General features: G+C 69.7%; 24 protein-coding genes and 1 riboswitch. Of the genes, 11 read left to right on the forward strand and 13 right to left on the reverse strand.

Annotation, left to right across the window (positions count from 1 at the left end; translation table 11 throughout):
- Positions 1–88: 88 nt before the first annotated feature.
- Complete coding sequence (cydB, locus tag ACIRQ7_RS18165) at positions 89–1,090, reverse strand: cytochrome d ubiquinol oxidase subunit II (protein ID WP_404263504.1); 1,002 nt, start codon at positions 1,088–1,090, stop codon at positions 89–91.
- A 9-nt stretch (positions 1,091–1,099) separates the two neighbouring features.
- Positions 1,100–2,608 carry a cytochrome ubiquinol oxidase subunit I gene (locus ACIRQ7_RS18170; protein WP_401464531.1) on the reverse strand — a complete coding sequence of 503 codons (1,509 nt, stop codon included), beginning with the start codon at positions 2,606–2,608 and terminating at the stop codon, positions 1,100–1,102.
- Between the two features lie 225 nt (positions 2,609–2,833).
- On the opposite strand from ACIRQ7_RS18170, the gene ACIRQ7_RS18175 reads away from it, so the two are divergent.
- A complete protein-coding gene (locus ACIRQ7_RS18175; RefSeq protein WP_404263506.1) occupies positions 2,834–3,202 on the forward strand; it encodes a cyclophilin-like fold protein in 369 nt (122 codons plus the stop codon).
- A 60-nt stretch (positions 3,203–3,262) separates the two neighbouring features.
- On the opposite strand, the gene hisC is transcribed toward ACIRQ7_RS18175, so the two are convergent.
- Positions 3,263–4,342 carry a histidinol-phosphate transaminase gene (hisC, locus tag ACIRQ7_RS18180; protein WP_404263508.1) on the reverse strand — a complete coding sequence of 360 codons (1,080 nt, stop codon included), beginning with the start codon at positions 4,340–4,342 and terminating at the stop codon, positions 3,263–3,265.
- A 370-nt stretch (positions 4,343–4,712) separates the two neighbouring features.
- On the opposite strand from hisC, the gene ACIRQ7_RS18185 reads away from it, so the two are divergent.
- The 3 genes from ACIRQ7_RS18185 to ACIRQ7_RS18195 all read left to right on the forward strand — a co-directional run bounded on the left by ACIRQ7_RS18185 (position 4,713) and on the right by ACIRQ7_RS18195 (position 8,351).
- Positions 4,713–5,813, forward strand: a complete 1,101-nt coding sequence (locus ACIRQ7_RS18185) for a LacI family DNA-binding transcriptional regulator (RefSeq protein WP_404263510.1) — start codon at positions 4,713–4,715, stop codon at positions 5,811–5,813.
- A 239-nt stretch (positions 5,814–6,052) separates the two neighbouring features.
- Positions 6,053–7,225 carry a metallophosphoesterase gene (locus tag ACIRQ7_RS18190; RefSeq protein ID WP_404263915.1) on the forward strand — a complete coding sequence of 391 codons (1,173 nt, stop codon included), beginning with the start codon at positions 6,053–6,055 and terminating at the stop codon, positions 7,223–7,225.
- 226 nt (positions 7,226–7,451) lie between these two features.
- Positions 7,452–8,351: a hypothetical protein gene (locus ACIRQ7_RS18195; protein WP_404263511.1), complete on the forward strand. Its 900-nt coding sequence runs from the start codon at positions 7,452–7,454 to the stop codon at positions 8,349–8,351.
- A 117-nt stretch (positions 8,352–8,468) separates the two neighbouring features.
- On the opposite strand, the gene thiC is transcribed toward ACIRQ7_RS18195, so the two are convergent.
- A complete protein-coding gene (gene thiC / locus ACIRQ7_RS18200) occupies positions 8,469–10,253 on the reverse strand; it encodes a phosphomethylpyrimidine synthase ThiC (protein ID WP_404263512.1) in 1,785 nt (594 codons plus the stop codon).
- Positions 10,248–10,403: riboswitch (TPP riboswitch) on the reverse strand. Its footprint overlaps the gene before it by 6 nt.
- 71 nt (positions 10,404–10,474) lie before the next feature.
- On the opposite strand from thiC, the gene ACIRQ7_RS18205 reads away from it, so the two are divergent.
- Positions 10,475–11,887, forward strand: coding sequence for a YibE/F family protein (locus ACIRQ7_RS18205; RefSeq protein ID WP_404263513.1), 1,413 nt, complete (start codon positions 10,475–10,477; stop codon positions 11,885–11,887).
- A 16-nt stretch (positions 11,888–11,903) separates the two neighbouring features.
- Here ACIRQ7_RS18205 and ACIRQ7_RS18210 read toward each other — a convergent pair whose 3' ends face one another.
- The 4 genes from ACIRQ7_RS18210 to ACIRQ7_RS18225 form a co-directional block, all read right to left on the reverse strand.
- Positions 11,904–12,326 carry an SsgA family sporulation/cell division regulator gene (locus ACIRQ7_RS18210; protein ID WP_401464478.1) on the reverse strand — a complete coding sequence of 141 codons (423 nt, stop codon included), beginning with the start codon at positions 12,324–12,326 and terminating at the stop codon, positions 11,904–11,906.
- A gap of 106 nt (positions 12,327–12,432) precedes the next feature.
- Positions 12,433–13,209: an IclR family transcriptional regulator gene (locus tag ACIRQ7_RS18215; protein ID WP_404263515.1), complete on the reverse strand. Its 777-nt coding sequence runs from the start codon at positions 13,207–13,209 to the stop codon at positions 12,433–12,435.
- A gap of 434 nt (positions 13,210–13,643) precedes the next feature.
- Positions 13,644–13,868 (reverse strand): DUF5326 family protein, encoded by a 225-nt coding sequence (locus ACIRQ7_RS18220; RefSeq protein ID WP_404263517.1) that lies wholly within the window; start codon positions 13,866–13,868, stop codon positions 13,644–13,646.
- Between the two features lie 180 nt (positions 13,869–14,048).
- Positions 14,049–14,366 (reverse strand): cupin domain-containing protein, encoded by a 318-nt coding sequence (locus tag ACIRQ7_RS18225; RefSeq protein ID WP_401464469.1) that lies wholly within the window; start codon positions 14,364–14,366, stop codon positions 14,049–14,051.
- A gap of 48 nt (positions 14,367–14,414) precedes the next feature.
- Between ACIRQ7_RS18225 and ACIRQ7_RS18230 the strand changes: the two genes are divergently transcribed.
- The 4 genes from ACIRQ7_RS18230 to ACIRQ7_RS18245 all read left to right on the forward strand — a co-directional run bounded on the left by ACIRQ7_RS18230 (position 14,415) and on the right by ACIRQ7_RS18245 (position 17,281).
- Positions 14,415–14,792: a phage holin family protein gene (locus ACIRQ7_RS18230; RefSeq protein ID WP_404263519.1), complete on the forward strand. Its 378-nt coding sequence runs from the start codon at positions 14,415–14,417 to the stop codon at positions 14,790–14,792.
- A 105-nt stretch (positions 14,793–14,897) separates the two neighbouring features.
- Positions 14,898–15,386, forward strand: a complete 489-nt coding sequence (locus ACIRQ7_RS18235) for a low molecular weight protein-tyrosine-phosphatase (RefSeq protein ID WP_404263917.1) — start codon at positions 14,898–14,900, stop codon at positions 15,384–15,386.
- Positions 15,387–15,442: 56 nt separating this feature from the next.
- A complete protein-coding gene (locus ACIRQ7_RS18240; RefSeq protein ID WP_404263521.1) occupies positions 15,443–16,573 on the forward strand; it encodes a cystathionine gamma-lyase in 1,131 nt (376 codons plus the stop codon).
- A 228-nt stretch (positions 16,574–16,801) separates the two neighbouring features.
- Positions 16,802–17,281 (forward strand): NUDIX domain-containing protein, encoded by a 480-nt coding sequence (locus ACIRQ7_RS18245; protein ID WP_404263522.1) that lies wholly within the window; start codon positions 16,802–16,804, stop codon positions 17,279–17,281.
- Positions 17,282–17,305: 24 nt separating this feature from the next.
- Here the strand turns inward: ACIRQ7_RS18245 and ACIRQ7_RS18250 are convergent, their stop codons facing one another.
- The 3 genes from ACIRQ7_RS18250 to ACIRQ7_RS18260 form a co-directional block, all read right to left on the reverse strand.
- Entirely contained in the window at positions 17,306–18,265 is a 960-nt protein-coding gene (locus tag ACIRQ7_RS18250; RefSeq protein ID WP_404263523.1) for a pyridoxamine 5'-phosphate oxidase family protein, read from the reverse strand.
- 49 nt (positions 18,266–18,314) lie between these two features.
- Positions 18,315–20,267, reverse strand: coding sequence for a globin domain-containing protein (locus ACIRQ7_RS18255; RefSeq protein ID WP_404263524.1), 1,953 nt, complete (start codon positions 20,265–20,267; stop codon positions 18,315–18,317).
- A gap of 473 nt (positions 20,268–20,740) precedes the next feature.
- Positions 20,741–21,376: an HAD family hydrolase gene (locus tag ACIRQ7_RS18260; protein ID WP_404263525.1), complete on the reverse strand. Its 636-nt coding sequence runs from the start codon at positions 21,374–21,376 to the stop codon at positions 20,741–20,743.
- Between the two features lie 156 nt (positions 21,377–21,532).
- On the opposite strand from ACIRQ7_RS18260, the gene ACIRQ7_RS18265 reads away from it, so the two are divergent.
- Both ACIRQ7_RS18265 and ACIRQ7_RS18270 read left to right on the forward strand, forming a co-directional pair.
- Entirely contained in the window at positions 21,533–22,096 is a 564-nt protein-coding gene (locus ACIRQ7_RS18265; RefSeq protein ID WP_404263527.1) for a DUF2269 domain-containing protein, read from the forward strand.
- A gap of 142 nt (positions 22,097–22,238) precedes the next feature.
- A complete protein-coding gene (locus ACIRQ7_RS18270; protein ID WP_404263528.1) occupies positions 22,239–22,691 on the forward strand; it encodes a GNAT family N-acetyltransferase in 453 nt (150 codons plus the stop codon).
- A 121-nt stretch (positions 22,692–22,812) separates the two neighbouring features.
- Here the strand turns inward: ACIRQ7_RS18270 and ACIRQ7_RS18275 are convergent, their stop codons facing one another.
- Both ACIRQ7_RS18275 and ACIRQ7_RS18280 read right to left on the reverse strand, forming a co-directional pair.
- Positions 22,813–23,721, reverse strand: a complete 909-nt coding sequence (locus ACIRQ7_RS18275; RefSeq protein ID WP_404263529.1) for a TetR/AcrR family transcriptional regulator — start codon at positions 23,719–23,721, stop codon at positions 22,813–22,815.
- 608 nt (positions 23,722–24,329) lie between these two features.
- Positions 24,330–25,469 (reverse strand): pyridoxal-phosphate-dependent aminotransferase family protein, encoded by a 1,140-nt coding sequence (locus ACIRQ7_RS18280; protein ID WP_404263530.1) that lies wholly within the window; start codon positions 25,467–25,469, stop codon positions 24,330–24,332.
- Between the last annotated feature and the right edge of the window lie 60 nt (positions 25,470–25,529).

Consider the following 25,529-nt stretch of genomic DNA (forward strand, 5'->3'; position numbering starts at 1 on the left):
ACTTGTTGCGGGGGCAGGTGAGGACCACTGGTGACGCACCGGGGTGAGCCGGCCCCGTGAAGCTCACTCACCCCGGTGGGTCCCACGGTCAGTGGGCGTCGGCGATGTGCTGGGTACCGATCCGCTTGCGGAACACCCAGTACGTCCAGCCCTGGTAGAGCAGCACGATCGGTGTGGCGATACCGGCACACCAGGTCATGATCTTCAGGGTGTAGGGGCTGGACGAGGCGTTGGAGACCGTGAGGCTCCAACTCTCGTTCAGCGTCGACGGCATGACGTTCGGGAAGAGCGTCAGGAACAGCATCGCGACCGCGGCCGCGATGGTGACCCCGGAGAACCCGAACGCCCATCCCTCACGCCCGAGTTGGTTGGCGATCAGCGCCGCGATCAGCGCGACCACCGCCACGATCATGGCGATGAGGCTGCTGCCGTCACCCTTGTCCACCTGGGTCCAGCTCAGGAAGCCCACCGCGAGCACGGCGGTGACCAGTCCGAGGACGGTCGCCGTCCTGCGCGCCCGCTCCCGGATGTCGCCCAGCGTCTTGAGCGAGGCGAACACCGCGCCGTGGAAGGTGAACAGCGTGAGGGTGACCAGGCCGCCGAGGATCGCGTACGGGTTCAGCAGGTCGAGAAGGGTCCCGACGTACTCCTTGTGCGCGTCGATCTTCACGCCGCGCACGATGTTGCCGAACGCGACGCCCCACAGCACGGCGGGCAGCAGCGAGGTCCAGAAGATCGCCTGCTCCCAGTTCCGCTGCCACTTCTCCTCGTTCCGCTTGGCGCGGTACTCGAAGGCGACCCCGCGCACGATCAGGCAGACGAGGATGACCAGCAGCGGCAGATAGAAACCGGAGAAGAGGGTGGCGTACCACTCGGGGAAGGCGGCGAAGGTCGCGCCGCCCGCGGAGAGCAGCCACACCTCGTTGCCGTCCCACACGGGACCGATGGTGTTGATCAGAACGCGCTTCTCGCGCCGGTCCCGGGCGAGCAGCTTGGTGAGCACGCCGATACCGAAGTCGAAGCCTTCGAGGAAGAAGTACCCGACCCAGAGGACGGCGATGAGGACGAACCAGACGTCATGGAGTTGCACTGCCGCCTCCTAGTACGAGAAGGCCATCGGCCGGTCGGCGTCTGTGGAGTCGCCGCCGATCTTGGTGGGCGGGTTGAGGTCGGAGTCGGTGAGTTCCTGGGGTCCGGCCTTGATGTACTTCACCAGCAGCTTGACCTCGATCACGGCGAGCACCGCGTAGAGCGAGGTGAAGACGATCATCGAGGTGAGCACCTCGCCCTGCGAGACGCCGGGCGACACCGCGTCGGACGTGCGCAGCACGCCGTAGACGGCCCAGGGCTGCCGGCCCGTCTCGGTGAAGATCCACCCCCACGAGTTGGCGATGAGCGGGAATCCGAGGGTGACGAAGGCCAGCGACCAGTACCACTTGCTCAGGCGGGCGCCGAGCTTCCTGTTCTTGGTCAGCGCGAGATGGGGAGTTTCCTCGTCCCCCGTACGCAGCTCCGGGGACAGCCAGAACTTCTTCCGGGTGAGCCAGAGCCCGGCCAGCCCGATGGCGAACGACGTCATGCCGAAGCCGATCATCCACCGGAAGCCCCAGTAGGCGACGGGGATGTTGGGCCGGTAGTCGCCGGGCCCGAACTTCTGCTGCTCGGACCTGTTGACGTCGTTGATGCCGGGGACCGGCGAGCTGAAGTCGTCGTGCGCGAGGAAGGAGAGCAGGCCCGGGATCTCGATGGCGACCGTGTTGTGGCCCTTCTCGACGTCTCCGTAGGCGAAGACCGAGAACGGGGCCGGCTGTTCCTTGTCCCACAGCGCCTCGGCCGCGGCCATCTTCATCGGCTGCTGCCGGAACATGACCTTGCCGAGCTGGTCACCGCTGATCGCGGTGAGGGCACCGGCGATGACCAGGGTGATCAGGCCGAGGCGCAGCGACGTCCGCATGACCTTGATGTGCTTCTTGCGCATCAGGTGGAAGGCGGAGATGCCGACCATGAACGCGGCGCCGGTCAGGAAGGCCGCGGTCAGCGTGTGGAAGACGACGACCAGGGTGGTGTCCTGGGTCAGCACCTTCCAGAAGTCGGTGAGTTCGGCGCGCCCGTTGGCGGCGTTGTACTTGAAGCCGACCGGGTGCTGCATCCAGGAGTTGGCCGCCAGGATGAAGTAGGCGGACAGGATCGTCCCGATCGAGACCATCCACATGCAGAAGCAGTGGATCTTCTTGGGCAGCTTGTCCCAGCCGAAGATCCACAGCCCGATGAAGGTGGACTCGAAGAAGAACGCGATGAGTGCCTCGAAGGCCAGCGGGGCACCGAAGACGTCGCCGACGAACCGCGAGTAGTCGGACCAGTTCATGCCGAACTGGAACTCCTGGACGATGCCGGTGACGACACCCATCGCGATGTTGATCAGAAACAGCTTGCCCCAGAACTTGGTGGCCTTGAGGTACTTCTGCTTGGCCGTTCGCACCCATGCGGTCTCAAGCCCTGCCACCAGAGCGGCGAGGGAGATCGTCAGGGGGACGAACAGGAAGTGGTAGACGGTCGTGATGCCGAATTGCCACCGCGCCAGAGTCTCTGGCGCCAACGCCAGTTCCACGTCGCTCTCTCCTTACGTCGCCGCTGCACTACGGCAGTTTGTCCCCTTTGCGCAGAACAAAGCACAACAAAGCGGGGACGCTTGTGAACGCGTTCACATTCACAAGCAATTATCGCGCATAGCCTCCCCACCTTTCCTATGGGGGGTACGTGACTGCCGTCACGCAGGAATCCATGGCGCGCGACCCCTTCCGCAAACCTTCAACATATTGTTGAATTCGGCGCCATGAAGATACGGATCTCATGGCCCGCAGGGCAGCTGACCGCCACACTCGACCACACGCCCACCAGCGAGGCGCTGATCGCCGCACTGCCGATCGGGGCCACCGCCCAGACCTGGGGCGAAGAGGTCTACTTCGACACCGGGATCACTCCCGCACTGGAGGCGGGCGCCCGCCAGGTCGTCGAGCCCGGCACCGTCGCCTTCTGGACGGAGGGCGACGCCCTCGCGCTGCCGTACGGCCCCACGCCCATCTCCCTGGGCGACGAGCCGCGCCTGGCCTCCCCCTGCAACGTGCTCGGCCGCGTCGACGGCGACCCCCGCGTGCTGGCCACCGTCCGCAACGGCGATCCGATCCACGTCAGCACGGCATGAGGCCGCGGGTCACCCGACCCGCGGCCTCATGCCCCTGCCCGTCGCCACCGCCCAGGCGCGCTACAACGCCTTGCGGAACTCCTCGGCGGCCTGCAGGAACAGGTCCATCGCCGGGCTCTCGCCGATCGTGATCCGCACGCCGTCGCCGGCGTACGGCCGCACGACCACCCCGGCACGCTCACACGCCGCGGCGAAGTCGGCGGTACGGTCCCCCAGCCGCAGCCACACGAAGTTGGCCTGCGACTCGGGGACCGTCCAGCCCTGCCCGACCAGCCCGTCGAACACCCGGGCCCGCTCGGCGACCAGCGCGTCGACCCGCTCCAGCAGCGCCGCTTCGCTGCGCAGCGAGGCCACCGCCGCCTCCTGCGCGACCTGGCTCACACCGAACGGCACCGCCGTCTTGCGCAGCGCGGCGGCCACCGGCTCGTGCGCCACCGCGAAGCCGACCCGCAGCCCCGCCAGCCCGTACGCCTTGGAGAAGGTGCGCAGCACGCACACATTCGGCCGGTCACGGTAGAGCTCGATGCCGTCCGGCACCTCGGCGTCGCTGACGAATTCGCAGTACGCCTCGTCGAGCACCACGAGCACATCGCTCGGGACCCGGTCCAGGAACGACTCCAGCTCGGCGCGGCGTACGACGGTGCCGGTGGGGTTGTTGGGGTTGCAGACGAAGATCAGCCGGGTCCGGTCGGTGATCGCGGCGAGCATCGCGTCCAGGTCGTGCACCTCACCCGAGGTCAGCGGCACCTGCACGGACGTGGCCCCGGAGATCTGCGCCACGATCGGGTACGCCTCGAATGACCGCCAGGCGTAGATCACTTCATCGCCGGGTCCGGCCGTCGCCTGCACCAGCTGCTGGGCCACGCCCACCGAGCCGGTGCCCGTCGCCAGATGCTCGACCGGCACCGAGAAGCGCTCCGCCAGCTCCGCCATCAGGCCCGTACAGGCCAGGTCGGGGTAGCGGTTCAGCGACCCGGCCGCGGCCACCGCGCTCTCCAGGACACCCGGCAGCGGCGGATAGGGGTTCTCGTTGGAGGACAGCTTGTACGCGGCGGGGCCGTCGGCCGCCGCGGGCCGGCCCGGCTTATAGGTGGGGATGCCGTCCAGCGCAGCACGCAGCTTCGGGGTCTTCTCGCTCACCGCAGGTCCTCCTCGACCGTCCCGCTCGACTCCAATACTGCACACCTTATGAGGATTACCCCGTTCGGCGTCAGCCCCTGCCGATATCGCCGCCCCGCGTGATCTCTGCGGGGCGCGCTTCACGGAACACTGCGCGCCGGTGGCTCACGCCGTGGCGCGCATCACCCGTGAAGGTGACTTGAGACCTCTTCGATATCTGAGCCGATCGACAGGCAAGGACCCGGAATCACGCCCATAATGATCTTCGTATGCCTCAACCACCTTCGCATTCATGCGATTTGACGTCTAATCACCTTGCAGAAACGTGCCTGCTCATGGCTGCCTGTCGACACCCGCGAATGGCCCTGTCGAGCCCTACTATCGGCTCGCCATGACAGCAGCAGGGAAGCACCAGGTGAGCCGGTCCACCGGTCGCCGGCTGGGGCGGGCGGGCATCCGGGATGTGGCCGCCGCAGCCGGTGTATCGATCACGACCGTCTCCGACGCGCTCAACGGCAAGGGGCGGCTTCCGGATGCCACCCGTAGCCACGTCCGCGAGGTGGCCGACCGGCTGGGCTACCGCCCGTCCGCAGCCGCCCGCACCCTCCGTACCGGCAAATCAGGGCTCATCGGCCTGACCGTGACCACGTACGGGGATGAACCTTTCACCTTCACGGAATTCGCGTACTTCGCCGAGATGGCCAGAGCCGCCACCTCGGCCGCGCTGGCCCGCGGCTACGCCCTGGTCATCCTCCCCGCGACGTCCCGCCACGACGTGTGGTCCAACGTCGCCCTGGACGGCACCGTCGTCATCGACCCCGCGGACGGCGACCCCGTCGTCACCGAACTCGTCCGGCACGGCATCCCCGTCGTCTCGGACGGGCGCCCCGGCGGCACCCTCCCCGTCACCGGCTGGGTCGACAACGACCACGAAGCGGCCGTTCTCGGGTTGCTCGACCACCTCGCCGACGCCGGCGCCCGCCGCATCGGCCTGCTCACGGGCAACACCACCGACACCTACACACGGCTGTCGACCACCGCCTACCTGCGCTGGTGCGAACGCGTCGGCCAGGACCCGGTCTACGAGTCCTACCCGGCACACGACCCGTGTGCGGGTGCCGTGGCCGCCGACCGGCTGCTGGCGCGCCCGGACCGCCCGGACGCCGTCTACGGACTCTTCGACCCCAACGGCACCGACCTGCTCGCGGCGGCCCGGCGCTACGGCCTGCGCGTACCCGAGGACCTGTTATTGGTCTGCTGCAGCGAGTCCACCGTTTACGCCACCACCGAGCCACCCATCACCACGCTCTCGCTCAAGCCCCGCCGCATCGGCACCGCGGTCGTCCAGATCCTGATCGACGCCATCGAAGGACTCGACAACGGCCGGCCCGTCGAGCAGGTGATACCGACCGATCTGATCGTCCGGACCTCGTCCCAGCGGCGCTCTCCACGGACGACCGTCAGCCCCCCGAGAGGACCGGCCGGCGACTGACAGCCTGCCGCGCGCGCTGCCACGAACGAAGGACCAGGCGCGTCGGCGGCTGCCGGGAGCCCACTTCGGTGAGGAAAAAACCGGGTGATCACGGGATAAATCATCCGTGAACGCCGGGCTCCGGCCGATTGACCACCCCCGGGTGCGTCACAACCCGCGAGCGGCATTCCTATGATGGGCGCACGACACCGCGGACCGCCGTCGACCAGGCAAAGGTCCCAGAGGTGCACGGCGGCGCGATGGTGGAGGGGTCGATGACTCAGGGGGCCGGTCAGGGACCCATGGTGTGGACCATGGCGGGACAGACATCGGCGTCAGCCATGCCACCCGAGCCACCCCCCGGCGCGCCCGCCGGGACACCCCACGTGCCACCTGCCGGACCGCCCCTCCATCTCCCCGCAGGCCCGCCGGTCGCGCCGCCCGCCGCACCCGTCGTGCCGTCTGCCGCCCCTCCGGTCGAGCTGCCGGCGGAGTACACCCCCACCGCACGCGACCTCCCGGTCATCGGCACGGGTGGGCAGCAGACCGACACCCTCATCGACCGCCCGGCGGTCGTCCCCGCGCAGGAGACGGCGCCCGCCGAGGACATCGAGGGGATGGGCCCGCTGTACGTCGTCGGCGACGTCCACGGCTACTACGACGAGCTGCGCGAGGCACTCGCCCGCGAGGGCCTGATCGACGCCGACGGGAACTGGGCGGCCGGCAACGCCCGGCTGTGGTTCCTGGGCGACTTCACCGACCGCGGCCCCGACGGCATCGGCGTCATCGACCTCGTCATGCAGCTCTCCGCCGAGGCCGCGGCGTCCGGCGGCTACTGCAAGGCCCTGATGGGCAATCACGAACTGCTGCTGCTCGGCGCGAAGCGGTTCGGTGACACCCCCGTGCAGTCCGGCGCGGGCACCGCCTCCTTCCAGGCCGCCTGGCTCCTCAACGGCGGCCAGAAGACCGACATGGACCGCCTGGAGGACCACCACCTCCAGTGGATGGCCCGGCTGGACGCCGTGATGGAGGAGGACGGGCATCTGCTCGTGCACTCCGACACCACCGCCTACCTCGAGTACGGCGACTCCATCGAGGCCGTCAACGACACCGTCCACGACGTGCTCACGCGCAGCGAGGCCGACGAAGTCTGGGACCTGTTCCGCAAGTTCACCAAGCGCTTCGCCTTCCGCGACGAATCGGGCTCGCAGGCCGTACGCCAACTCCTGGACGCCTACGGCGGCGAGCGTGTCGTACACGGCCACAGCCCGATCCCGTATCTGCTGGGCGAGGTCGGCACGGAGGAGGGCGAGAGCGACGGCATCGCCGTCGACGGTCCGCATGTCTACGCCGAAGGCCTCGCGATCGCGATGGACGGCGGCGTCACCATGGCCGGGAAGCTGCTCGTGGTGCAACTTCCCCTGACTGACTGAGCGTTATCCGGGCAGACGTACGCCAGGTCGGCAGGCGGTCGGCAGGTCGCTCACGGGCGATGGCGAAGCAGGGTCCAGCCGTGGAAGGACTCAATTTTCGCAAACTTACTGTCACCCCGTGCGGAAGGCGCTCTACCATCGGGCTTATCCGTAGCAGGCTCTCCTCCGTTTCCGCCCACCGCCCGGCCGGTTTGCCGGGCCGTACGGCCCTACGGAGCATCGGGGGATGCACATGAACAGCGCTCCGCACCTGCTGAACGAGGATCGCGAGGAGTTCGCGCGCATCCTCGATGAGGCGCTGCGTACCGCCGAAGACCGCCCGGACGACCCCATGCCCGGCGCGGGAAAACACCTCAACACCGAGCAGTTGCGCACCATGGCACTCGGCGCCTCCGCCGCCATCGCCGCCTGCGCGACGGCCGAATACCAACACTACGTACAGCTCCGCGCCGAACTCCGCGCGCCGGCCACCGCCCCGCCCGGCGGTCCGGCGGCCCACGGCGAGGAGCACGACGACCCACCCGGCGGCGACCTGGATCCGGCCACCGCCTCCACCACGGGCGGGGCCACCGAAACCACCGGCGCCGGACTCGCGGCGATGATCGCCGTCCTGGTCCCGCTCCTGGCCGGCATCGCCGCTCTCCTCTTTCTCCTCATCGGCTACGTCCTGCGCACCGTCAGCCCCGAAAAGACCGCCGCACAGCCGCTGATCAGCGTCGGCTGGATCTTCGCGGCCCTGACCGCTGCCGGCTCCCTCGTCGCGATGGGCGGCCTGGTCATCACGGCGCTGCGCAACGGCGCCTCGTCCCCGCATGCCACCGCGGCAGGTGAACTCGACGAGGCCCTCGCGCTCGCCCGCGACGCCTGGCGGCACGCCCTCCTGGAACGCGGCCTGCTGCCCTTCCTCAGCGAAGCGCTCGCCGGCCCCGCCCCCGGACCGGACCGCAGTCCGGAGCGCTACGTCCCCCGCCACACCTCCGACTCCGACAGCCGCATTCCCACCCTCGGCTACTCCCGCCCCGACTTCACCAGCCCCGACCACGGCTCCCACACCTCCCGCCCCCGCTACTCCAGCCCGGACTTCACCAGCCCGGACTACGGGGGCCCGGAGGCCGGACGGGAGTAGCGGGCTCAACACCGGCGGGGCCGGAGCCGAGGCCCGCGGAAGAGCAGAGCGGCCCGAAGTCGCACGCACACGGTGCGACTTCGGGCCGGCTCCTGCCGTAGTGCCGTTCCAGGTGGGTCAGTCCGCGATCGGCAGATAGACGCGGTTTCCGGCCTCCGCGAACTCCTTCGACTTCTCGGCCATCCCCGCTTCCGCGTCGATCGCCAGGTCCCCGCCGTGTTCGCGACGGATGTCCTGGGAGATCTTCATCGAGCAGAACTTCGGGCCGCACATGGAGCAGAAGTGGGCCGTCTTCGCCGGCTCGGCCGGCAGGGTCTGGTCGTGGAAGGAGCGGGCGGTGTCCGGGTCGAGGGCCAGGTTGAACTGGTCTTCCCAGCGGAACTCGAAGCGGGCGTCGGAGAGCGCGTCGTCCCAGTCCTGGGCGCCGGGGTGGCCCTTGGCGAGGTCCGCCGCATGCGCCGCGATCTTGTACGTGATGACGCCGGTCTTGACGTCGTCACGGTCCGGCAGGCCCAGGTGTTCCTTGGGCGTGACGTAGCAGAGCATCGCGGTGCCCCACCAAGCGATCATCGCGGCGCCGATACCGGAGGTGATGTGGTCGTAGGCGGGCGCGATGTCGGTGGTGAGCGGGCCGAGCGTGTAGAACGGGGCCTCTTCGCAGATCTCCTGCTGGAGGTCGATGTTCTCCTTGATCTTGTGCATCGGGACGTGCCCCGGGCCCTCGATCATGGTCTGGACGCCGTGCCGCTTGGCGATGGTGTTCAGCTCGCCCAGGGTCCGCAGCTCCGCGAACTGCGCCTCGTCGTTGGCGTCCGCGATGGAGCCGGGGCGAAGGCCGTCGCCGAGCGAGTACGTGACGTCGTGCGAGGCCAGGATCTCGCTGAGTTCTTCGAAGTGCGTGTAGAGGAAGGACTCTTGGTGGTGCGCGAGGCACCAGGCCGCCATGATCGAGCCACCGCGCGAGACGATGCCGGTCTTGCGGCGGGCGGTGAGCGGGACATAGCGGAGCAGCACCCCGGCATGCACCGTCATGTAGTCGACGCCCTGTTCGGCCTGCTCGATGACCGTGTCCTTGTAGATCTCCCAGGTCAGCTCCTCGGCCTTGCCGTCGACCTTCTCCAGAGCCTGGTAGAGGGGGACGGTGCCGATGGGGACGGGGGAGTTGCGCAGCACCCACTCGCGGGTGGTGTGGATGTTGCGGCCGGTGGACAGATCCATGACCGTGTCGGCGCCCCACTTGGTCGCCCAGGTCATCTTGTCCACCTCCTCCTCGATGGAGGAGGTGACGGCGGAGTTGCCGATGTTGGCGTTCACCTTCACCAGGAAGTTCTTGCCGATGATCATCGGCTCGATCTCCGGGTGGTTGATGTTGGCCGGCAGCACCGCGCGCCCGGCCGCGATCTCGTCGCGTACGAACGCGGGCGTGACGTTCTCGCGGACGGCGACGTACTCCATCTCCGCGGTGATCTCGCCGCGCTGCGCGTACGCGAGCTGGCTGACGGCCGCGCCGCTGCGGCCGCGGCGCGGCTGGCGGGGGCGGCCGGGGAAGACCGCGTCGAGGTTCTTGAGGCCGCCGCGCGGTGAGGTGTGCTTGAGCCCGTCGTCCTCCGGGCGCAGTGGACGGCCCGCGTACTCCTCGGTGTCGCCCCGGGCGATGATCCAGTTCTCCCGCAGCGGCGCCAGGCCGCGGCGGACGTCGGTGTCGATATGAGGATCGGTGTATGGCCCTGACGTGTCATAGAGCGTCACGTCCTTGCCGTTGGTGAGGTGCACTCGCCGGACCGGAACCCGCAGATCGGGGCGCGATCCGCCGATGTAGCCCTTGTGCCAGCCGATCTCCTTGGCGGAGGCGTCCTGGCCGGACTCGCCGTTTTCGGGCGTGCGTGCATCCTGCAGAGTCATGAAGACCCAACTCCCTACGCCGGCATTACCCGGTAACAGGTTCGGCGGTCGACGCAGCGGCTTCCGTCCGTGGCGTTTCACGTGAAACGCCGTGGGGACGAAGGTCAGCGCCCTCTCAGCCCGGTGCTCCGAGCTCCCGCGATTGCAAAGGTGGCACCACGGTAGCGGCCGATGTGGCGCGGTGAACAGGGGGCCCCTGGAGTTCTTGCGATGATCGTGCGGTGAGCAGCCCCGAGCCCCATACGCACTCCCATGGCCATTCGCACGGGCACGGCCATGCACCGGCCGCGCCCGTCTCCCGTCATTTGCGCAAGGTCATCGCGGCGGTCCTGATCCCGTTCGCGGCTGCCGTGGTGGTCGGCCTGGTCGTGCTGTGGCCGGGTGGCGCACCGTCGCACAAGCCGTCCGGGGTCGGCTTCGACCAGCCCACGGAGCGGGCCCGGGTGGTCAAGGTCGAGGAGGTGAACTGCGCGGACGTCAACGCCGAGCAGCAGCCGCAGCCGACCTCGCCGCAGGGGCAGCCGCCGCCCGGGGGAGCGGCGAAGGGCAAGGAGTGCGAGCAGGTCACGATCAAGGTGACGACCGGCGACAACGCGGGCCGGACCTTCCAGACGGTGGTGACGCCGGAGGCCACGCGGCACTACACGACCGGCCAGGAAGTGGTGGTCGCCTACTCCCCCAAGGCGCCGAAGGATCTGCAGTATTCGGTCAGCGATGTCGACCGGACCTTCCCGATGTGGGTGCTCGCCGCGATCTTCGCGTTCGCCGTCGTGCTCGTCGGCCGGCTGCGCGGGGTGCTGGCGCTGGTCGCGCTGGCGGCGAGCTTCGGGGTGCTGACGCTGTTCATCCTCCCGGCTATCCTGCAGGGCTCGAATCCGCTGGTGGTGGCGGTGGTCGGCGGCAGCGCGATCATGCTGATCGCGCTCTACATGTGCCACGGCCTGACGGCCAGAACCTCGGTTGCGGTGCTCGGCACGCTCGCCTCGCTGCTGCTGATCGGGCTGCTCGGCTCAGTGTTCATCGGCTGGGCGCTGCTGACCGGCAATACGGATGACACGACGGGGTTGGTGCACGGGCTGTTCCCGAACATCGAGATCCGCGGTCTGCTGCTGGCGGGGATCATCATCGGGTCGCTGGGTGTGCTCGACGATGTGACGGTGACCCAGACCGCGGCGGTGTGGGAGCTGAAGGAGGCCGATCCGTCGGCGAGTTGGCGCAAGCTCTACGGCGCGGCGATGCGGATCGGGCGCGATCACATCGCCTCCGTCGTGAACACCCTTGTGCTGGCGTACGCGGGCGCCGCACTGCCTTTGCTTTTGCTGTTCTCGATCGCACAGAGCAGCGTCGGCACCGTCGCCACGAGCGAAGTGGTCGCCGAGGAGATCGTGCGCACGCTCGTCGGCAGCATCGGCTTGGTCGCCTCGGTGCCGCTGACGACGCTGCTCGCGGCGCTGGTCGTCTCGGCGGACCGCAAGGAACAGGGCGCCTCCGGTGCGGCGGGCAGGGGGACCGCGCCGGGGCATGGCGGAGACGGTTCCGGCACCGGGACGGTACCGGGGCAGGCGGGCGCCACAGCCGGCGCCGGCGGCAGGTCCGGGCGCCGTGGAGCACGCGGCAAGCGCCGTAAGCGATGAGGTGAGTGCCGGGCGGTCAGCCGGCCGGTGCCTCCGCGAGGATCCGGTCCAACACGGCCTCCAGGGTGTCGCACACCTCTTCCTTGCCGAGCGGGACCAGCCGGTCCGTGCGGTCCAGGAAGGCGACCAGCGGCGGTGCGCTCACCCGGAACAGGGCACGCTCCGGGCCGACTTGGAGGCTGATGAAGACATCACTGAGGTGCTCGGGGGAGGACGGCTCGATACGCACATCACCCTCACCGGACGGCCGGCTCAGTCCGTCCAGCAGGAGTTCGCGGCTGAACGCCCAGGTCACCGGAACGTCGCCGGGAAGGTCGAAGGTGAGACGGACGGCGTATGGGTCGGCACTGTCGAAGTCCAGCTCCACGGGGATCCGGAACGCGAGCTCCTCCGAGACGAGGAAGCTCATGATCACTTCTGCCTGAACTGTGTCGGTCATCAACCACTGCCCCGCACTTGAGATCGGAGATGGCCGGGAATCGTCCCCCGAAGCCCTATTGACGCCATCGTCTGTCACGTGCAAGCAGATCACAAGGAGTGAGTTTTCAGATACTGATAGAGAAGGCGAGTGTCGTTAGCGTCGCCTCCGCCATTTTCCGTAGTCGATCCGTAACGGTACGCAATCGGCACAGCTCGCCTGCGGGGAGGGAAATCGCCAGAGTTGCGGCAGCCGCACCGACTTGGATGGGAATGGCGGAACATACCGTGCCCAAGGCATATTCCTGATGTTCGTAAGCGACATGACCGCGACGCACCGTATCCAAACGGTGCAGCAGATCGTCCTCTGATCGCACGGAAAATGGCGTTATCGACTGCACGGGATAACGCGACAGATGTTCCTTTCTGGATGCGTCATCGAGTTGAGCGAGCAGACACTTCCCGATCGCGTGGGCGTGTGCGGTCGTACGGAAGTCCACCCATTCCTCCACCGGCGGCCTGGCCGGATCGTCGGTCACGGCCACCACCTCCACCTCACCCTCGCGGTAGACGGCGAAGTAGACGGCGGCACCCAGCTCCCGGCCCGCGACGGCCAACGCCTCGGAGATATGGGCACGCTGCCGGCGCCGGGCGCCGGCCTGCCCGATGGACTCGGCCGCGGCGCCGAAGACGAACACACCGTTCTCGCGGCGCAGATAGCCCTCGTGGGTCAGCGTCCGCAAGAGGTGGTACGTCGTCGGGAGGGGCAGCCCGGTCTCTCTGGCAAGCTGCTTGGCCGGTGCGCCGTCCGCATGGGCGCCGACCGCCTCCAGCAGGCGGAGCGCGCGCTGCACCGACCCGATCAGGGTGGGATGAGATCCGGATTCACCGTTCACGATCGCCAACGCCAACCCCCAGGTCCGGTTCGCACTGGGGCGTCAGGCCCCGGTCGCGGGACCCGCTCCCGCGCCGCGCGCGTCTCCCGGGGCACCGGCGACGACGTCCGGCCCGACCCACCCGACTCGGTATTTTCCGGAACCCCGAACTCCGGAAGACGCCTGCGATCCGCACTCTAGCCGGGCGGGTCGAGGCGGCAGGGGGAAAGCCTGATGAGTTAACTCCCCTGGCGGACTTCTTGACCGTATTGCCCTGACATGCCTTCCGGGGAGTTCCCACCGCCGCCGGCGAGAGCTCGGCGGCCGCTCAGGACCTCCCCAACCCGTCCTATGAGGAGGGCGATCACGCGGTCACGGAAGTGCGATGCCCCGCTCCGGGGCGGAGCGGGGCATCGTCGGACGGCATGGGCCGTGCGGGACGGGATGAACCGCCGGTTCGGCGATTACCACTCGCCCTTCGACGAGGAGGACGAGGAGCCGGTGAACCGTCGGACGAGGTAGATGACTCCGGCGATCAGCGCTGCCGCGATCAGGACCTTGAACAGCACAGCGATCAGGAAGCCGACCGCGCTGGCGATCAGTCCGCCGAAAACAACGATCAGGATGACGGGCACCACGACCCAGGTGACCCACCACGGGAGCCCTGCGAATATCCCCTTACCAGCCACTGCTCTGCCCTGCTTTCATTTCGCTGTCGCGTCGATGGCACCGTCCGCGCCCTGCGCGTCTCCGCGTCGCGTCTCCGGTTCCCCCTTCACCCACGATGCTAGGACGCCGGGAGACGTTACGGGGGCCTCGGATCCCCGGCCCTCCCCTGACCCTTCCCCTACGGGTCGCGGGGCCGGCCCTCAGCTCTCAGGTGGAGAGAAGACCACCATCACCCGGAGGTCCTCGCTGATGTGATGGAACTTATGGGTCACCCCGGCCGGCACATAGACCACGCTGCCGCGCGCCACCGACTGCGTCTCCATCCCCACGGTGATCGCCGCCCGGCCGCTGACCACGAGATACACCTCGTCCTGGGCGTGCGGCTGCTGCGGATCGGTGGTCCCGGCGTCCAGCGCGTACAGCCCGACCGACATGTTGCGCTCCCGGAGGAACTGCAGATACGCCCCATCGTTCGCGGCGCGCTCCGCCTCCAGGTCATCCAGTCTGAAAGCCTTCATGCCGTTCGCACCCCTCAATGATTCAGACTCGTCTGCGACGATCTCACCATGAAGAATTTTGTGGTCAAGACGCTCGCCAACGCCGCGGCACTTGCCGTGGCCATCTGGCTGCTCAAGGACATAACACTGACCGGCGACAACACCGGTCGCCAGGTGCTGACCCTGGTCCTCGTCGCGCTGATCTTCGGGTTGGTCAACTTCGTCGTCAAGCCCGTCGTGAAGCTGCTGTCCTTCCCCCTGTTCATCCTCACGCTCGGTCTGATCACCCTCGTCGTCAACGCGCTCATGCTGCTGCTGACGTCCTGGCTCGCGGGCCAGGCCGACCTCGCCTTCCATGTGAACGGCTTCTGGACGGCGGTGCTCGGCGGCCTGATCGTCTCCGTCGTGTCCTGGGCGCTGCACGTGATCATGCCCGACGAGGACTGATCAGTGACCGCCCTCACAGAGCACCCGCCGACAGCGGACGACCCGGCTGCCCGGACACCCCTGCGCGTCTGCTTCGTCTGCACCGGCAACATCTGCCGCTCGCCGATGGCCGAGTCCGTCTTCCGCTCGCGTATCGCGGAGGACGGGCTCGACGGCCTCGTCGAGGTCGACAGCGCGGGCACCGACGGCTGGCACGAGGGCGACGGCGCCGACCCGCGCACGGTCGCCGTACTGGGCGCGGCCGGCTATCCGCACACGCACCGGGCACGCCGGTTCCAGGCCTCCTGGTTCGACCACCTCGACCTGGTCATCGCCCTCGACTCCGGCCATCTGCGCGCACTGCGCAGGCTGGCTCCCACCGCACACGACGCCGCCAAGGTCCGCCTGCTGCGCTCGTACGCGGCCGAGGCGGACACGGGCACGCGGGCGGCGGACGCCCTCGACGTCCCGGACCCCTACTACGGCGGGTTCGAGGGCTTCGAAGAGTGCCTGGACATGGTCGAGGCGGCGAGCGACGGCCTGCTGAAGGCAGTGCGCGCCGCCGTCACCACGGCCCCGCCCGCGGCTGCCGACCCTCACCCCCAGCACCCGTAGCCACGGGATCACCAGCACGAAGGAACGCGCATGACCGGCGAAGAGCAGGAGACCGCATGACCGGCGACGGCACCCGCGTCGTGAGGGCCGGGCTCCCCGAGCCCGCGGCCTACGAACCCACCCTCCCCGGGCCGGTCTTCGCGGCCCACTTCCACCTCCCCGGTGACGCCGTCGGCCCGTATACGTACGGCCGCGAGTCCAACCCCACCTGGACCCTGCTGGAGCAGGCCATCGGCGCGCTCGAGTCGCCCGACGAGCCCGTGCAGACGGTCGCCTTCGCCTCCGGGATGGCGGCGATCTCCGCCGTTCTCTTCTCCCAACTGCGTTCCGGAGACGCGGTCGTGCTCCCCAATGACGGCTACCAGCTGCTGCCGGCCGTCCGCACCCGCCTGGAGAGCTTCGGTATCGAGGTCCGTACCGCGCCGACCGCGCACGACGCACAACTCGATGTGCTGGACGGCGCCCGGCTGCTGTGGATCGAGACGCCCTCCAACCCCGGACTGGATGTCTGCGACATCCGGCGGCTGGCCGACGCCGCACACGAGCGCGGGGCGCTGGTCGCCGTCGACAACACCCTCGCCACCCCGCTCGGCCAGCGCCCCCTCGACCTGGGCGCCGATTTCTCGGTCGCCAGCGGCACCAAGGCACTGACCGGCCATGGCGACGTCCTGCTGGGCTATGCCAGCACCCGGGACAGCACGCTGGCCGACTCCGTACGCCTGTGGCGCAAGACGGTGGGCGCGATCCCGGGCCCCATGGAGAGCTGGCTCGCGCACCGCTCACTCGCCACCCTCTCGCTGCGCGTCCGGCAGCAGGCTGCCGGTGCGCTGGCGCTCGCCGAGGCGCTGGGCGAGCGGCCCGAGGTGACCGGCCTGCGCCACCCCGGCCTGCCCTCCGACCCGTCCCATGACCTCGCCGTGCGCCAGATGCGCCCCGGTCGCTTCGGCTGCGTGGTGTCCTTCACGCTGCCCGACAAGGCGCACGCGGAGCGGTTCCTGAGCGCGCTGACCTTGGTGGACGACGCGACGAGCTTCGGCAGTGTCCGGTCCACCGCCGAGCGGCGGGCCCGGTGGGGCGGCGACGCCGTTCCCGAGGGCTTCATCCGCTTCTCGGTCGGCGTCGAGGAGCCGGAGGACCTGATCGCGGACGTCCTGAAGGCACTGGACGCGGCGCAGCGGGCTGTCTGAGGCGGCTGACGGACGGACCGGCGGGGGCGTGGGTCGGCGGCCGACTGCTGCCCCTGCGCCCCCGTGATCGGCAGCGTTTCACGTGAAACAGGCTTTCGATCAGAGGGAGTTGACTCGGATTCCCTACCGCAGGACCGCCGACCGGTGACGGCAGGCCGCCCCGCGTCGTACAGGGGTGCAGGACAGGGTGCGGGTTTCGCGAGGCCGTGACTGCGGCATCTGTCCCCTATGAACGTACGGCCTGTCGTGAAACGCACCGCCCGCGCGATTCTGCTCGACGGCGCGGACCTCGTTCTGATCAAGCGCACCAAGCCGGGCCGGGCACCGTACTGGATCACTCCGGGCGGCGGCGTGGAGCCCGAGGACGCCACCGTCATCGACGCCCTCCACCGCGAGCTGGACGAAGAGCTGGGCGCGAAGATCACGGACGTGGTGCCGGTCTTCGTCGACACCGTCGAGCACTTCAGTGACGGGGGCATCGACGGTGTGAAGGTGCAGCACTTCTTCGTCTGCCACCTGGACTCGATGGACCCCACCCGCCGGCACGGCCCCGAGGTCGAGGAGCCGTGCGGGGAGTACGAGATCGTGCGGGTGCCGTTCACCCGCGTCGGGATCGCCTCCGTCGAGGTCGTGCCGCTGTCACTGCGGCACTACCTGGACGGCAACATCGAGGGCGTCCGGGCCATGCACGCCCCCGACCTGGGCTGATCGGGAAGGAACACCGGCACGGCCTCAGCCGAACCAGCCGCGGAACTCCGAGTCGTCCTCCGCCGAGCGGCGGGGCTGGGCACGCGCGAGCACCCGCTCGACCCGGTCGAGGAACTCCGCGTTCAGTTCGTCCACGAAGTCTGCCCTGACGGGTGTCTGCCGACCGGGCACCGGGGGCCGTGGAATCCGCGCTGCCGGGGGCGCCGATTCCGGGACCTGGAATCCGGGCCCGCCGGGCGTCAGCGCGTGCCGCCCGCCGCCGTACGCCGCGGCATCCCCCTGGCTCCCGGCGTCCCCGTCCGCGTCCTCGTGGAGCCCGCCTCGCAGATGCTCGTTCTTGCGCTCCGGACGGCGGAAGGCCGGCCGCTCGGCAGCCTCGGCCGCCGACCCGAAGAAGTCGCCGCCTTTGCGCTTCTGATCGTCCGTGCCCCAGGCCCGCGCACCGCGCGCCTGCACCGGCACCTTCTGCAGATGCGGGATGTGCTTGGCGCAGTGGATGTACGCCTCCTCGACCTCGACCATCACCCACAGCTGGGCCCGCCGTCCGGGGATGGGGTCGATCGGCAGACCGGCGTAGGCGGCCCGCATGTCCTCATCCATCACCACCCGCGCCCGGCCGTTGATGTGCAGCCCGATGCGGTCGCGGGTGAAGTCGATCAGCATCAGGCCGAGCCGCGGGTTCTCGGAGATATTGCCGATCGACGCCATGACGCCGTTGCCCCGGTATTCCGGGTAGGCCACCGTCCGCTCGTCCAGTACCTGGATGAACCCCGGCGGCCCGGCCCGGAAGGTCGAGTCGCAGTCACCGTGCCGGTCGGCCGTGGCCAGGAAGAACATCTCCTGACGGGTCACGAACTCCTGCATGCGGGCGTTGAGGTGGTCCAGAACCTGGTCCGCGTAGAACCGATCGGCGCGCTCGGTCGTACCGAGCCTCTGCTGCACCAGGTGCTCGCCATCGCTCCCGGGGCGTTCCTGTCGCCACATGCCCCGCCCCTCCCGTGCCCGACCGTGTTCACCCTGTGCTGCCAAGATCTCAATCTCCTGCCGAGACCAGCTCTTCAATGGAATCGTGACGTATGCGGTCAGAGGGGATCCCGACGCCCACCAACGCGTCCACCCCGCTCCGGATCAATCCGGGCGGCCCGGAGAGGTAGGCGTCGTACTCTCTCCACGGCCCGTATTGACGCACCGCGTCCGGAAGTTGACCGCTGACGCTGTTCGTCCCGCCGCGAGCGGAGCCTCCGGCGACGACGGGGCGGACCGAGAGCCAGGGGTGGGTCTGCTCCAGGCGGAGCATCGTGTCGATGTCGTAGAGGTCGTGGTCGCTGCGGGCGCCGTAGAAGACCTCGACGGGACGCCGGGTGCCGTGTTCCGCCACGTCTTCGACCAGCGCCTTGATCGGCGCGATACCGGTGCCGCCGCCGACGCACAGGAGGCCGTTGCGGGTGTTGTGGTCAACGGTCATCGAACCGGCCGGGGCACCGAGACGGATGACGTCGCCGGGACGGGCGCGGTGCACCATCGCGTTGGAGACCCAGCCGGCCGGGACGGCCTTCACGTGGAACGCGAGCAGCCCGTCCGAACGAGGCGCCGAGGCGAACGAGTAGTGCCGCCAGATCCGCGGCCACCAGGGTGTTTCCAGGCTCGTGTACTGGCCGGCGCGGAACGGGTACGGCTGGTCCGGTCGAACCGTCACCACGGCGATCTCCGGGGTCCGCAGCTCGTGCGAGACCACCTCGGCCTGCCACCAAGCCGGGGCGACCGCCTCGTTCTCGGCGGCCGCGTCGATCATGGTCTGCGAGATCGCGGTGTACGCCCGCACCCACGCGGCCTCGGCCTCCGGGCTCCAGGTGGACGTCGCATAGCGCGAGAGCGCGCCGAGCAGGCACTCGCCGACCGCGGGGTAGTGGTCGGGCTGCGTGCCGTACTTGCGGTGCCCGCGGCCGAGATGCGAGAGGTAGTCGGTGAGCACGGCGGTGTCATCGGCGTACTTGACGGCGGTCAGCAGGGCCTTGAACAACCGGTCACGCTGGGTGTCCATCGACGCGGGGAACAGCGCCCGCAGATCGGGGTGCTGGACGAAGAGCAGCGCGTAGAAGTACGAGGTCACCTTGTCGGCGACGGGCTCGATTTCCTCCATGGTGCGCCGGATGAGAATCGCGTCGGGAGAGGCGGGCGCGACGGAAGAGGCCGAGGCCTCCAGCGCGCCCAGGGAGGGCTCCCGCGCGCCGGGACGCCCCGCGGCGGCCGGGCGCTCCACCGGGGTGAACACGGAGGAGGCGGGCGCGGGCGGTGCGCTCTGCGGCGGTGCTGCTTGGGCAGGTGGTGTGGCTTGCGCGGGCGGTGCGGCCTGGGCGGGCGCGGGCTCGTGCACCGGCTCCGGTTCGTACGCGGGCGCGGCGTACGGGGACGCGGCGGGCGCGGCACCGGTGGGCCGGTCGGCATACGGGCGGGCGGACCGCGGAGCGGCTGCCTCCTGGGCGGCCTGACGTCCGGTCTCGCCCTGTGCGGGCACCTGCGGCTGGGGCTGGTGCTGCCGCGTCGGCTGGTACTGCTGCTGTTCCTGGTGCGGCTCGTTGGCCAGCGGCGGCCGCTGCTGCGCTTCCGGACGCGCCTGCTGCCAGGCCTCCTGTGGCCCCGGCTCCGGCTCGCGCTCCCGGTCGGCCGCGGTGCCTACGGGCCTGATGGGGTTGACCGGCCGGCTGGGTATGCGTTCCCGGCCGCCCCGCTCGCCGCGCTGCTGCGCGTCGCCGTGGTGGCCCCCGCTGTCAACGTTGTCGCGGTGATGGGGCGCCTTGCGGCCCTCGGGGTCGTGCCGGTCGTCGTGTTCACTCCGGCCGTCATGGTCCTGCCGGCCGTCCTGGCCGGCTTGTCGCTCCGACTGTTCTTCGGAGGACTTCTTCGACGGAGGAGTGAACCAACCCCAATCGCCACTGCTCCCGCCAGAAGAGCCGTTATCGGCCGACGTGGTGGTCGGAGCGTCCATGGTCTGCCTCGCCTCGAACGTCTTTCGGTTGTCTTCGCACTTCCGTGGATCGGAACTGCCCGGAATTCCCCCGCCCCGCTCCGGAATTCTTCATCGGCTCAAGCCATTCCGGCAACACCGCTCAAAGCGGACAAATCTCAATCATCTATATCAACAGGAGCGGGTCACGCCTCAGCAGCCTGCACCCCCAGGGCATCACAACGGACAAATAGTCGAAAGTCCGGGTGTCACGGGCTGCTTCGCCGCTAGGCTGGCGGGCTTTGCTTGCCCCTCGCGCGCCCACGGAAGCCCTCACCCCCGCCGAACCGGACTCGACCATACCGGCAGTAGTTGAAACCACAAGCCCTGATCTGGGAACACTCCGCGCGGCCTCGCCAATATCAGTGATCCTCCCCACAGAGTGCATTTTCCGTACAGAGAGCGGACGAATCCGCCGTAGAAAGATCCGAAATACCGGCCAGTAACTACCGGGATTAGCGGACCTCCCGCACCAGGTCGTATGCCTCGCGCAGATCGCGCCCCGCGTAGGCGAAAGTGGCCAGGTCACTGACGTGGTGATCCGCGTTGACGGCCACCGACGCCGGAACCGCCGCGAACAGATCGGTGTCCGACATCGAGTCGCCATAGGCCACGCAGTCGGCCCGCGTCAGCCCGTACTTCGCACAGAGTTCATCGGTGATCCGCACCTTCGCCGCCGACGAGAGGATCCCGGCCGGCCGCACCCGTTCCCGGATCGGGACGGCGGGCCAAAGGGACCCGCGCGCGGCGTCGGCGCCCCAGGCCAGCAGCCGTTCGACGAAGAAGCCGGGCGAGAGCGAGATCACCGCACAGCGTTCGCCGCGGGCCCGGATATCGGCCCAGACCTCCTGGATCCCCGTCAGCCAGGGCGCGCCCTCGAACGCCGCCGCGACCTGCCGTTCGGTCAGTTCGGCCGCCCACAGATCACATGCGAGCTGCGCGAACCGCGGCGGCGTCAGCTCACCCGCAGCGAACCCGCGCTCCAGCTCCGCGATCTCCCGGTCCAGGCCGAGCTGCCGGGAGATCTCCATGGCGGCCGCGGACCCGTAGAGCAGGGTCCCGTCCATATCGAACAGATGCAGCTTCCCCATATCCCGGAGCCTAGGGCTCACGGTCGCGGAACGTGCGGGCGGGCCCGCGTCGGACGGCAGCGGCTCAGCGGGACGGCGGCGTACTCGCCCCCGCGTACGCGCAGATACTCCCTCCGTCAGATGTGCCGCCGGGCGTCGCGCGCCACCGTGGACCGCATGAAGCAGCTCAGCCGCCCCGCCCGCCGGGCCACCCTCGTCGTCCATGTCGCCGTGTCCGTCGGCTGGCTCGGGCTCACGCTCGGGCTGCTCACCCTCGGCGTTGCGGGCTACACGACCGGCTCCCCCGAAACAGCGGCCGTCGCCTACCGCGCGATGAAGATCTTCGGGGACTGGCTGGTCCTTCCCGTGGCCCTGTTGACCCTGCTCAGCGGCCTGGTGCTGTCGCTCCGCACCTCGTGGGGGCTCGCCAGGTACCGCTGGGTCCTCACCAAGTTCTGGCTCACCCTCATCACCACCCTGCTCTCGGTCTTCTCGCTCCGACCGGGCATCAACCACCTGGCGGCCGAGGCGGCATCGGGCATCCCGACGCCCGACATCAACCTGGTCATCGCACCGTCGGTCGCCACCGCCACCTATCTCTTCATGACCGCGATCTCCGTCCTCAAGCCCTGGGGGCCAACCACACGCGGTAGCCGGCTGCGCGCGGCACAGGCGGCCGAGGCCCGCGAAAGCCGGGCCCGCGTGGGGAGGGCGACAGGGGGAGCCGGGGGTGCGGAGTGAATCGTGGGGTGGGGGTCACGCCGGGGGTGGGGGGTGCGTCGTGGGCGGGGGTCGAGCCGCTTAGGGGGCCCGGTTCGGCCGCCGTTCGGCGCCACGGCGTGGGCCCGTACGGCGTCATATGGGCGCGACATAGGGTCGCGCCATGAGCGATATCGAGATACGCCGCGCGACCGAAGCCGACCTGCCCGAGATCGTCGCGATGCTGGCCGACGACGCGCTGGGCGCCACCCGCGAGTCGCCGGACGATCTGACCCCGTACCGCGCGGCGTACGAGATGCTGGCCGCCGACCCTCAGCAGCACCTGATCGTCGCGGTCCGCGAGGGTCGTACGGTCGGCACCCTCCAGCTCACGGTCGTTCCCGGGCTCTCGCGGCGCGGCGCCACCCGCTCGATCATCGAGAGCGTCCGTATCCATGCCGACGAGCGCGGCAGCGGCCTCGGCACCCAGCTGATCGAATGGGCCGTCGCCACATCCCGCACGCTGGGCTGCCAGTTGGTGCAGCTCACCACGGACGCGACCCGCATCGACGCGCACCGTTTCTACGAGCGGCTGGGCTTCGAGGCCTCCCACCTGGGGTTCAAGCTGCAGCTCTGAGCGGGACGGCGCGTCCGGTCACGGGCCCGCCCTTTCTTATGCGCCCGGCACTCCGCACCTGCTGCGCGCGGGTTCGGGTCGCGCCCGGTCCAGGTGTCCCTGCCCGCCGCCGTGGCCTGCTTCATTCCCGTGCCGTGTCCGTGGGGCGTCGCCGCGCCTGTGTCCGTGCCCTGTGGGCCTTCTGCCGGCAGGCGCCGCCGCAGTACCGCGCGGGGCGGCCGGTTCGCGCGGCGGCGACCGGGCGTCCGCACACCGCGCACCCTGTTTCGTTACGGTTTTCGGCACCTCTGGGCGCCAGTTTCGTCACGGGTGCCGTGGGGGTGCGGCTCACCGCGCGGTCCGCCCGCAGCCCGTCGCACATCAGGGCCGTCATCCGGCCCGGAGCCGTCGCCGAGCTGCCCGAGCCCGAGCGCTGCCGCTCCATCGACATGCACCCGACCAGCAGCGCATGGACGTCCCCCAGCTCGACGTCTTCCCGTACGGCGCCTGCCTCTTGGGCCCGCACCAACAACACGTGCAGCGCCGCCAGGAAGTCCTCCTCCGGCCTCGGCGGCACGACAGCACGTGCCCGCCCCAGGGCCTCTTCGGTCCCCTTGCCCGACCTCTCGGCGCCCCTCTTCCCTCCGGATGGCGCACCGGTTGCGCCGACCCGGCCCGCCTCCGCCGCACGGGACTCGCCGGCCTCACCAGCTGCTGCCAATGCGTCGCACAACGCCTTGTTACGTGCGGACAGCCGCACCACCGACGTCAGGAAGCGAAAGAACACCCCGCCCGGGTCCTCGGCATCGGCCAAGTCCGTTGCCGTATCGGCGAAAAGCCGCATCCGGTCCGCGACCGATGCCCTGAACAGGGCTTCCTTGGACGGGAAATGGCGGTACACGGTCCCCGCACCCACTCCGGCGCGACGCGCGATCTCGCCGAGCGGAGCCGCCAACCCCCGCTCCTCGAAGGCGGATCGGGCCGCTTGCAGCACCAGCGCGCGATTGCGCCGGGCGTCCGCGCGCGAGGGCGCCAGCCCCCTGTCGACCATGGTGCACGCCTCCTGAAACCGATCGGCTCCACCGCGGAGCGCATCCAGAATTTAAGCGGGTCGGCCATTCCGATTCTATCGGAGGGCAAAAAGTGGCCGCCGACCCCACGCCGGACGAGGAACGAACGCGGACCGGCCGCCGCCGCCCTCGCCTCGCCGCCTTGCCTCACCGCTCGCAGCCCGCCGCGCACACGGGGGCTTCCACGCGGGCGCGCACAGACGGTCCGTCGCAACCGTCCCGTCGCAGCGGACCGCCGCACCGAAGCGCCGCACCCGGTCATCGGAGGAGGCGGTGATCGGAGGATGCTGTCGCTGCGGAGCAGCCCTGGCAGGACGTCACAGTTACCTCGCACCGGGTCGCGTTCCCCCGGCCCGCCATACTCACGATGCCACTCAACTCGCGTACGGGCCAGGGGAGTTGGGCTGTCCGTGAACGGCGGGAAATCGGGCCGGGAGCCACCGCCAAGCTCGCGGGGCGAGGACGAAGGAGAGCAGGAACCGCCCGTTCGTCGACCACGACACACGCAAAAGGGTGGGGTCGCGTTTCACGTGAAACGCGACCCCACCCGGGCCCTGCTGCGCCAGCGCCGCCAGGCGCGGCGGCTACCTCAGTGCGCGGCGATGACCTCATCCCACGCCCGGCCGGCCGCTCCGGCCGCCGCTTCCTCGTCCACGGCCGCACCCAACGCCCGCAGCCCCGCTGCCAGCGCCGCCAGCGAGGCCAGCACCACGCCCCGGTCCGCGGCACGGCCGTAGTGGTTCACCCGGATCATTTCCTTGGCCAGCGCGCCCCCGCCCGCCTGTACGGGCACGGACCCGTCGGCGGAGAGCGCGGCGGACACCACCTCACGGGCGTCCAGGCTCGCGGGTGCGCGAAGCGTCGTGGCGGCCGGCGCCGCGTCCTCGTCCCGGATCACGTACGGCACCGGCCCGCCGAGCACCTGCACACCGGCGCGGATCGCCGCCGCGGCCGCACGGTGCCGGGCGATGGCGGCGTCCAGTCCCTCGGCCTCGATACGGTCCACGGCCTGCTCCAGAGCGAGCATCTCCAGCTGTGCGGGAGCGTGCGGCAGCGCGGCACGGCCACCGTCGATCCAGCGCTCCTTCCAGTCCAGCAAGGAGAGGTACGAGCGTCGCGGCGCCTGCTCATTGGCGGCAATGCGCTCCCAGGCGCGGGCGCTGACCGAGGCGACGGAGACCCCGGCCGGGCCGGCCAGCGCCTTCTGTCCGCCGATCACGCAGAGGTCCACGCCCCACTCGTCGGTGAGCAACGGCTCCGCGCCCACCGAGGCGACCGCGTCGAGCATCAGCAGGGCTCCGCGTTCCCGCACCACCGCGCCGATCTCGGCGACCGGGTTGGTGTTGCCGGTGGCCGCCTCGGCATGCACCAGGCTCACAAAGTCGATCTCGGGGCGTGCGCGCAGCGCTTCGGCGACCTGCTGCGGCTCGACCGCGCCCGTGAAGGGTGCGCTGATCGTGACGACCTCGGCACCGCAGGACCGCAGCCAGCCGCCGAACGTCTCGCCGTACGGGCCGGTGATGATGTTGAGCGCGGTGCTCCCGGGCCGGACGGCCGAGCGGATGCAGGCCTCCAGCGGCAGCAGCGCCTCACCCTGCATCGCGACGACATCGCTGCGGGTGCGCATCAGCGCGGCGACCTTGTCCTCGATCCGTGCGAAGTGGGCTGCGTCGAGCGGCGGCAGGTCGAGCAGAACCGGTGCATCGGAGTTCGCAGTCACGGCAGTCACAATGGCCTTCCAGCGGTTGCGAGCCGCACGCTGAGGCGGCTCCTGACATCTGGCTCGACT

The organism is Streptomyces sp. NPDC101393, from assembly GCF_044767385.1.
In the GTDB taxonomy this organism is placed as follows: domain Bacteria; phylum Actinomycetota; class Actinomycetes; order Streptomycetales; family Streptomycetaceae; genus Streptomyces.

Bases quoted from the DNA above. Each gene is read 5' to 3' on its own strand.
- ACIRQ7_RS18240 (WP_404263521.1), top strand. From the start codon at position 15,443: ATGACCGGCGACGGCACCCGCGTCGTGAGGGCCGGGCTCCCCGAGCCC.
- ACIRQ7_RS18235 (WP_404263917.1), top strand. From the start codon at position 14,898: ATGGCCGAGTCCGTCTTCCGCTCGCGTATCGCGGAGGACGGGCTCGAC.
- ACIRQ7_RS18195 (WP_404263511.1), top strand. From the start codon at position 7,452: ATGCACATGAACAGCGCTCCGCACCTGCTGAACGAGGATCGCGAGGAG.
- ACIRQ7_RS18175 (WP_404263506.1), top strand. From the start codon at position 2,834: ATGAAGATACGGATCTCATGGCCCGCAGGGCAGCTGACCGCCACACTC.
- ACIRQ7_RS18245 (WP_404263522.1), top strand. From the start codon at position 16,802: ATGAACGTACGGCCTGTCGTGAAACGCACCGCCCGCGCGATTCTGCTC.
- ACIRQ7_RS18255 (WP_404263524.1), bottom strand. From the start codon at position 20,267: ATGGACGCTCCGACCACCACGTCGGCCGATAACGGCTCTTCTGGCGGG.
- ACIRQ7_RS18185 (WP_404263510.1), top strand. From the start codon at position 4,713: ATGACAGCAGCAGGGAAGCACCAGGTGAGCCGGTCCACCGGTCGCCGG.
- ACIRQ7_RS18260 (WP_404263525.1), bottom strand. From the start codon at position 21,376: ATGGGGAAGCTGCATCTGTTCGATATGGACGGGACCCTGCTCTACGGG.
- ACIRQ7_RS18275 (WP_404263529.1), bottom strand. From the start codon at position 23,721: ATGGTCGACAGGGGGCTGGCGCCCTCGCGCGCGGACGCCCGGCGCAAT.
- ACIRQ7_RS18190 (WP_404263915.1), top strand. From the start codon at position 6,053: ATGGTGGAGGGGTCGATGACTCAGGGGGCCGGTCAGGGACCCATGGTG.
- ACIRQ7_RS18270 (WP_404263528.1), top strand. From the start codon at position 22,239: ATGAGCGATATCGAGATACGCCGCGCGACCGAAGCCGACCTGCCCGAG.
- ACIRQ7_RS18230 (WP_404263519.1), top strand. From the start codon at position 14,415: ATGAAGAATTTTGTGGTCAAGACGCTCGCCAACGCCGCGGCACTTGCC.
- ACIRQ7_RS18250 (WP_404263523.1), bottom strand. From the start codon at position 18,265: ATGTGGCGACAGGAACGCCCCGGGAGCGATGGCGAGCACCTGGTGCAG.
- ACIRQ7_RS18265 (WP_404263527.1), top strand. From the start codon at position 21,533: ATGAAGCAGCTCAGCCGCCCCGCCCGCCGGGCCACCCTCGTCGTCCAT.
- thiC (WP_404263512.1), bottom strand. From the start codon at position 10,253: ATGACTCTGCAGGATGCACGCACGCCCGAAAACGGCGAGTCCGGCCAG.
- ACIRQ7_RS18225 (WP_401464469.1), bottom strand. From the start codon at position 14,366: ATGAAGGCTTTCAGACTGGATGACCTGGAGGCGGAGCGCGCCGCGAAC.
- ACIRQ7_RS18210 (WP_401464478.1), bottom strand. From the start codon at position 12,326: ATGACCGACACAGTTCAGGCAGAAGTGATCATGAGCTTCCTCGTCTCG.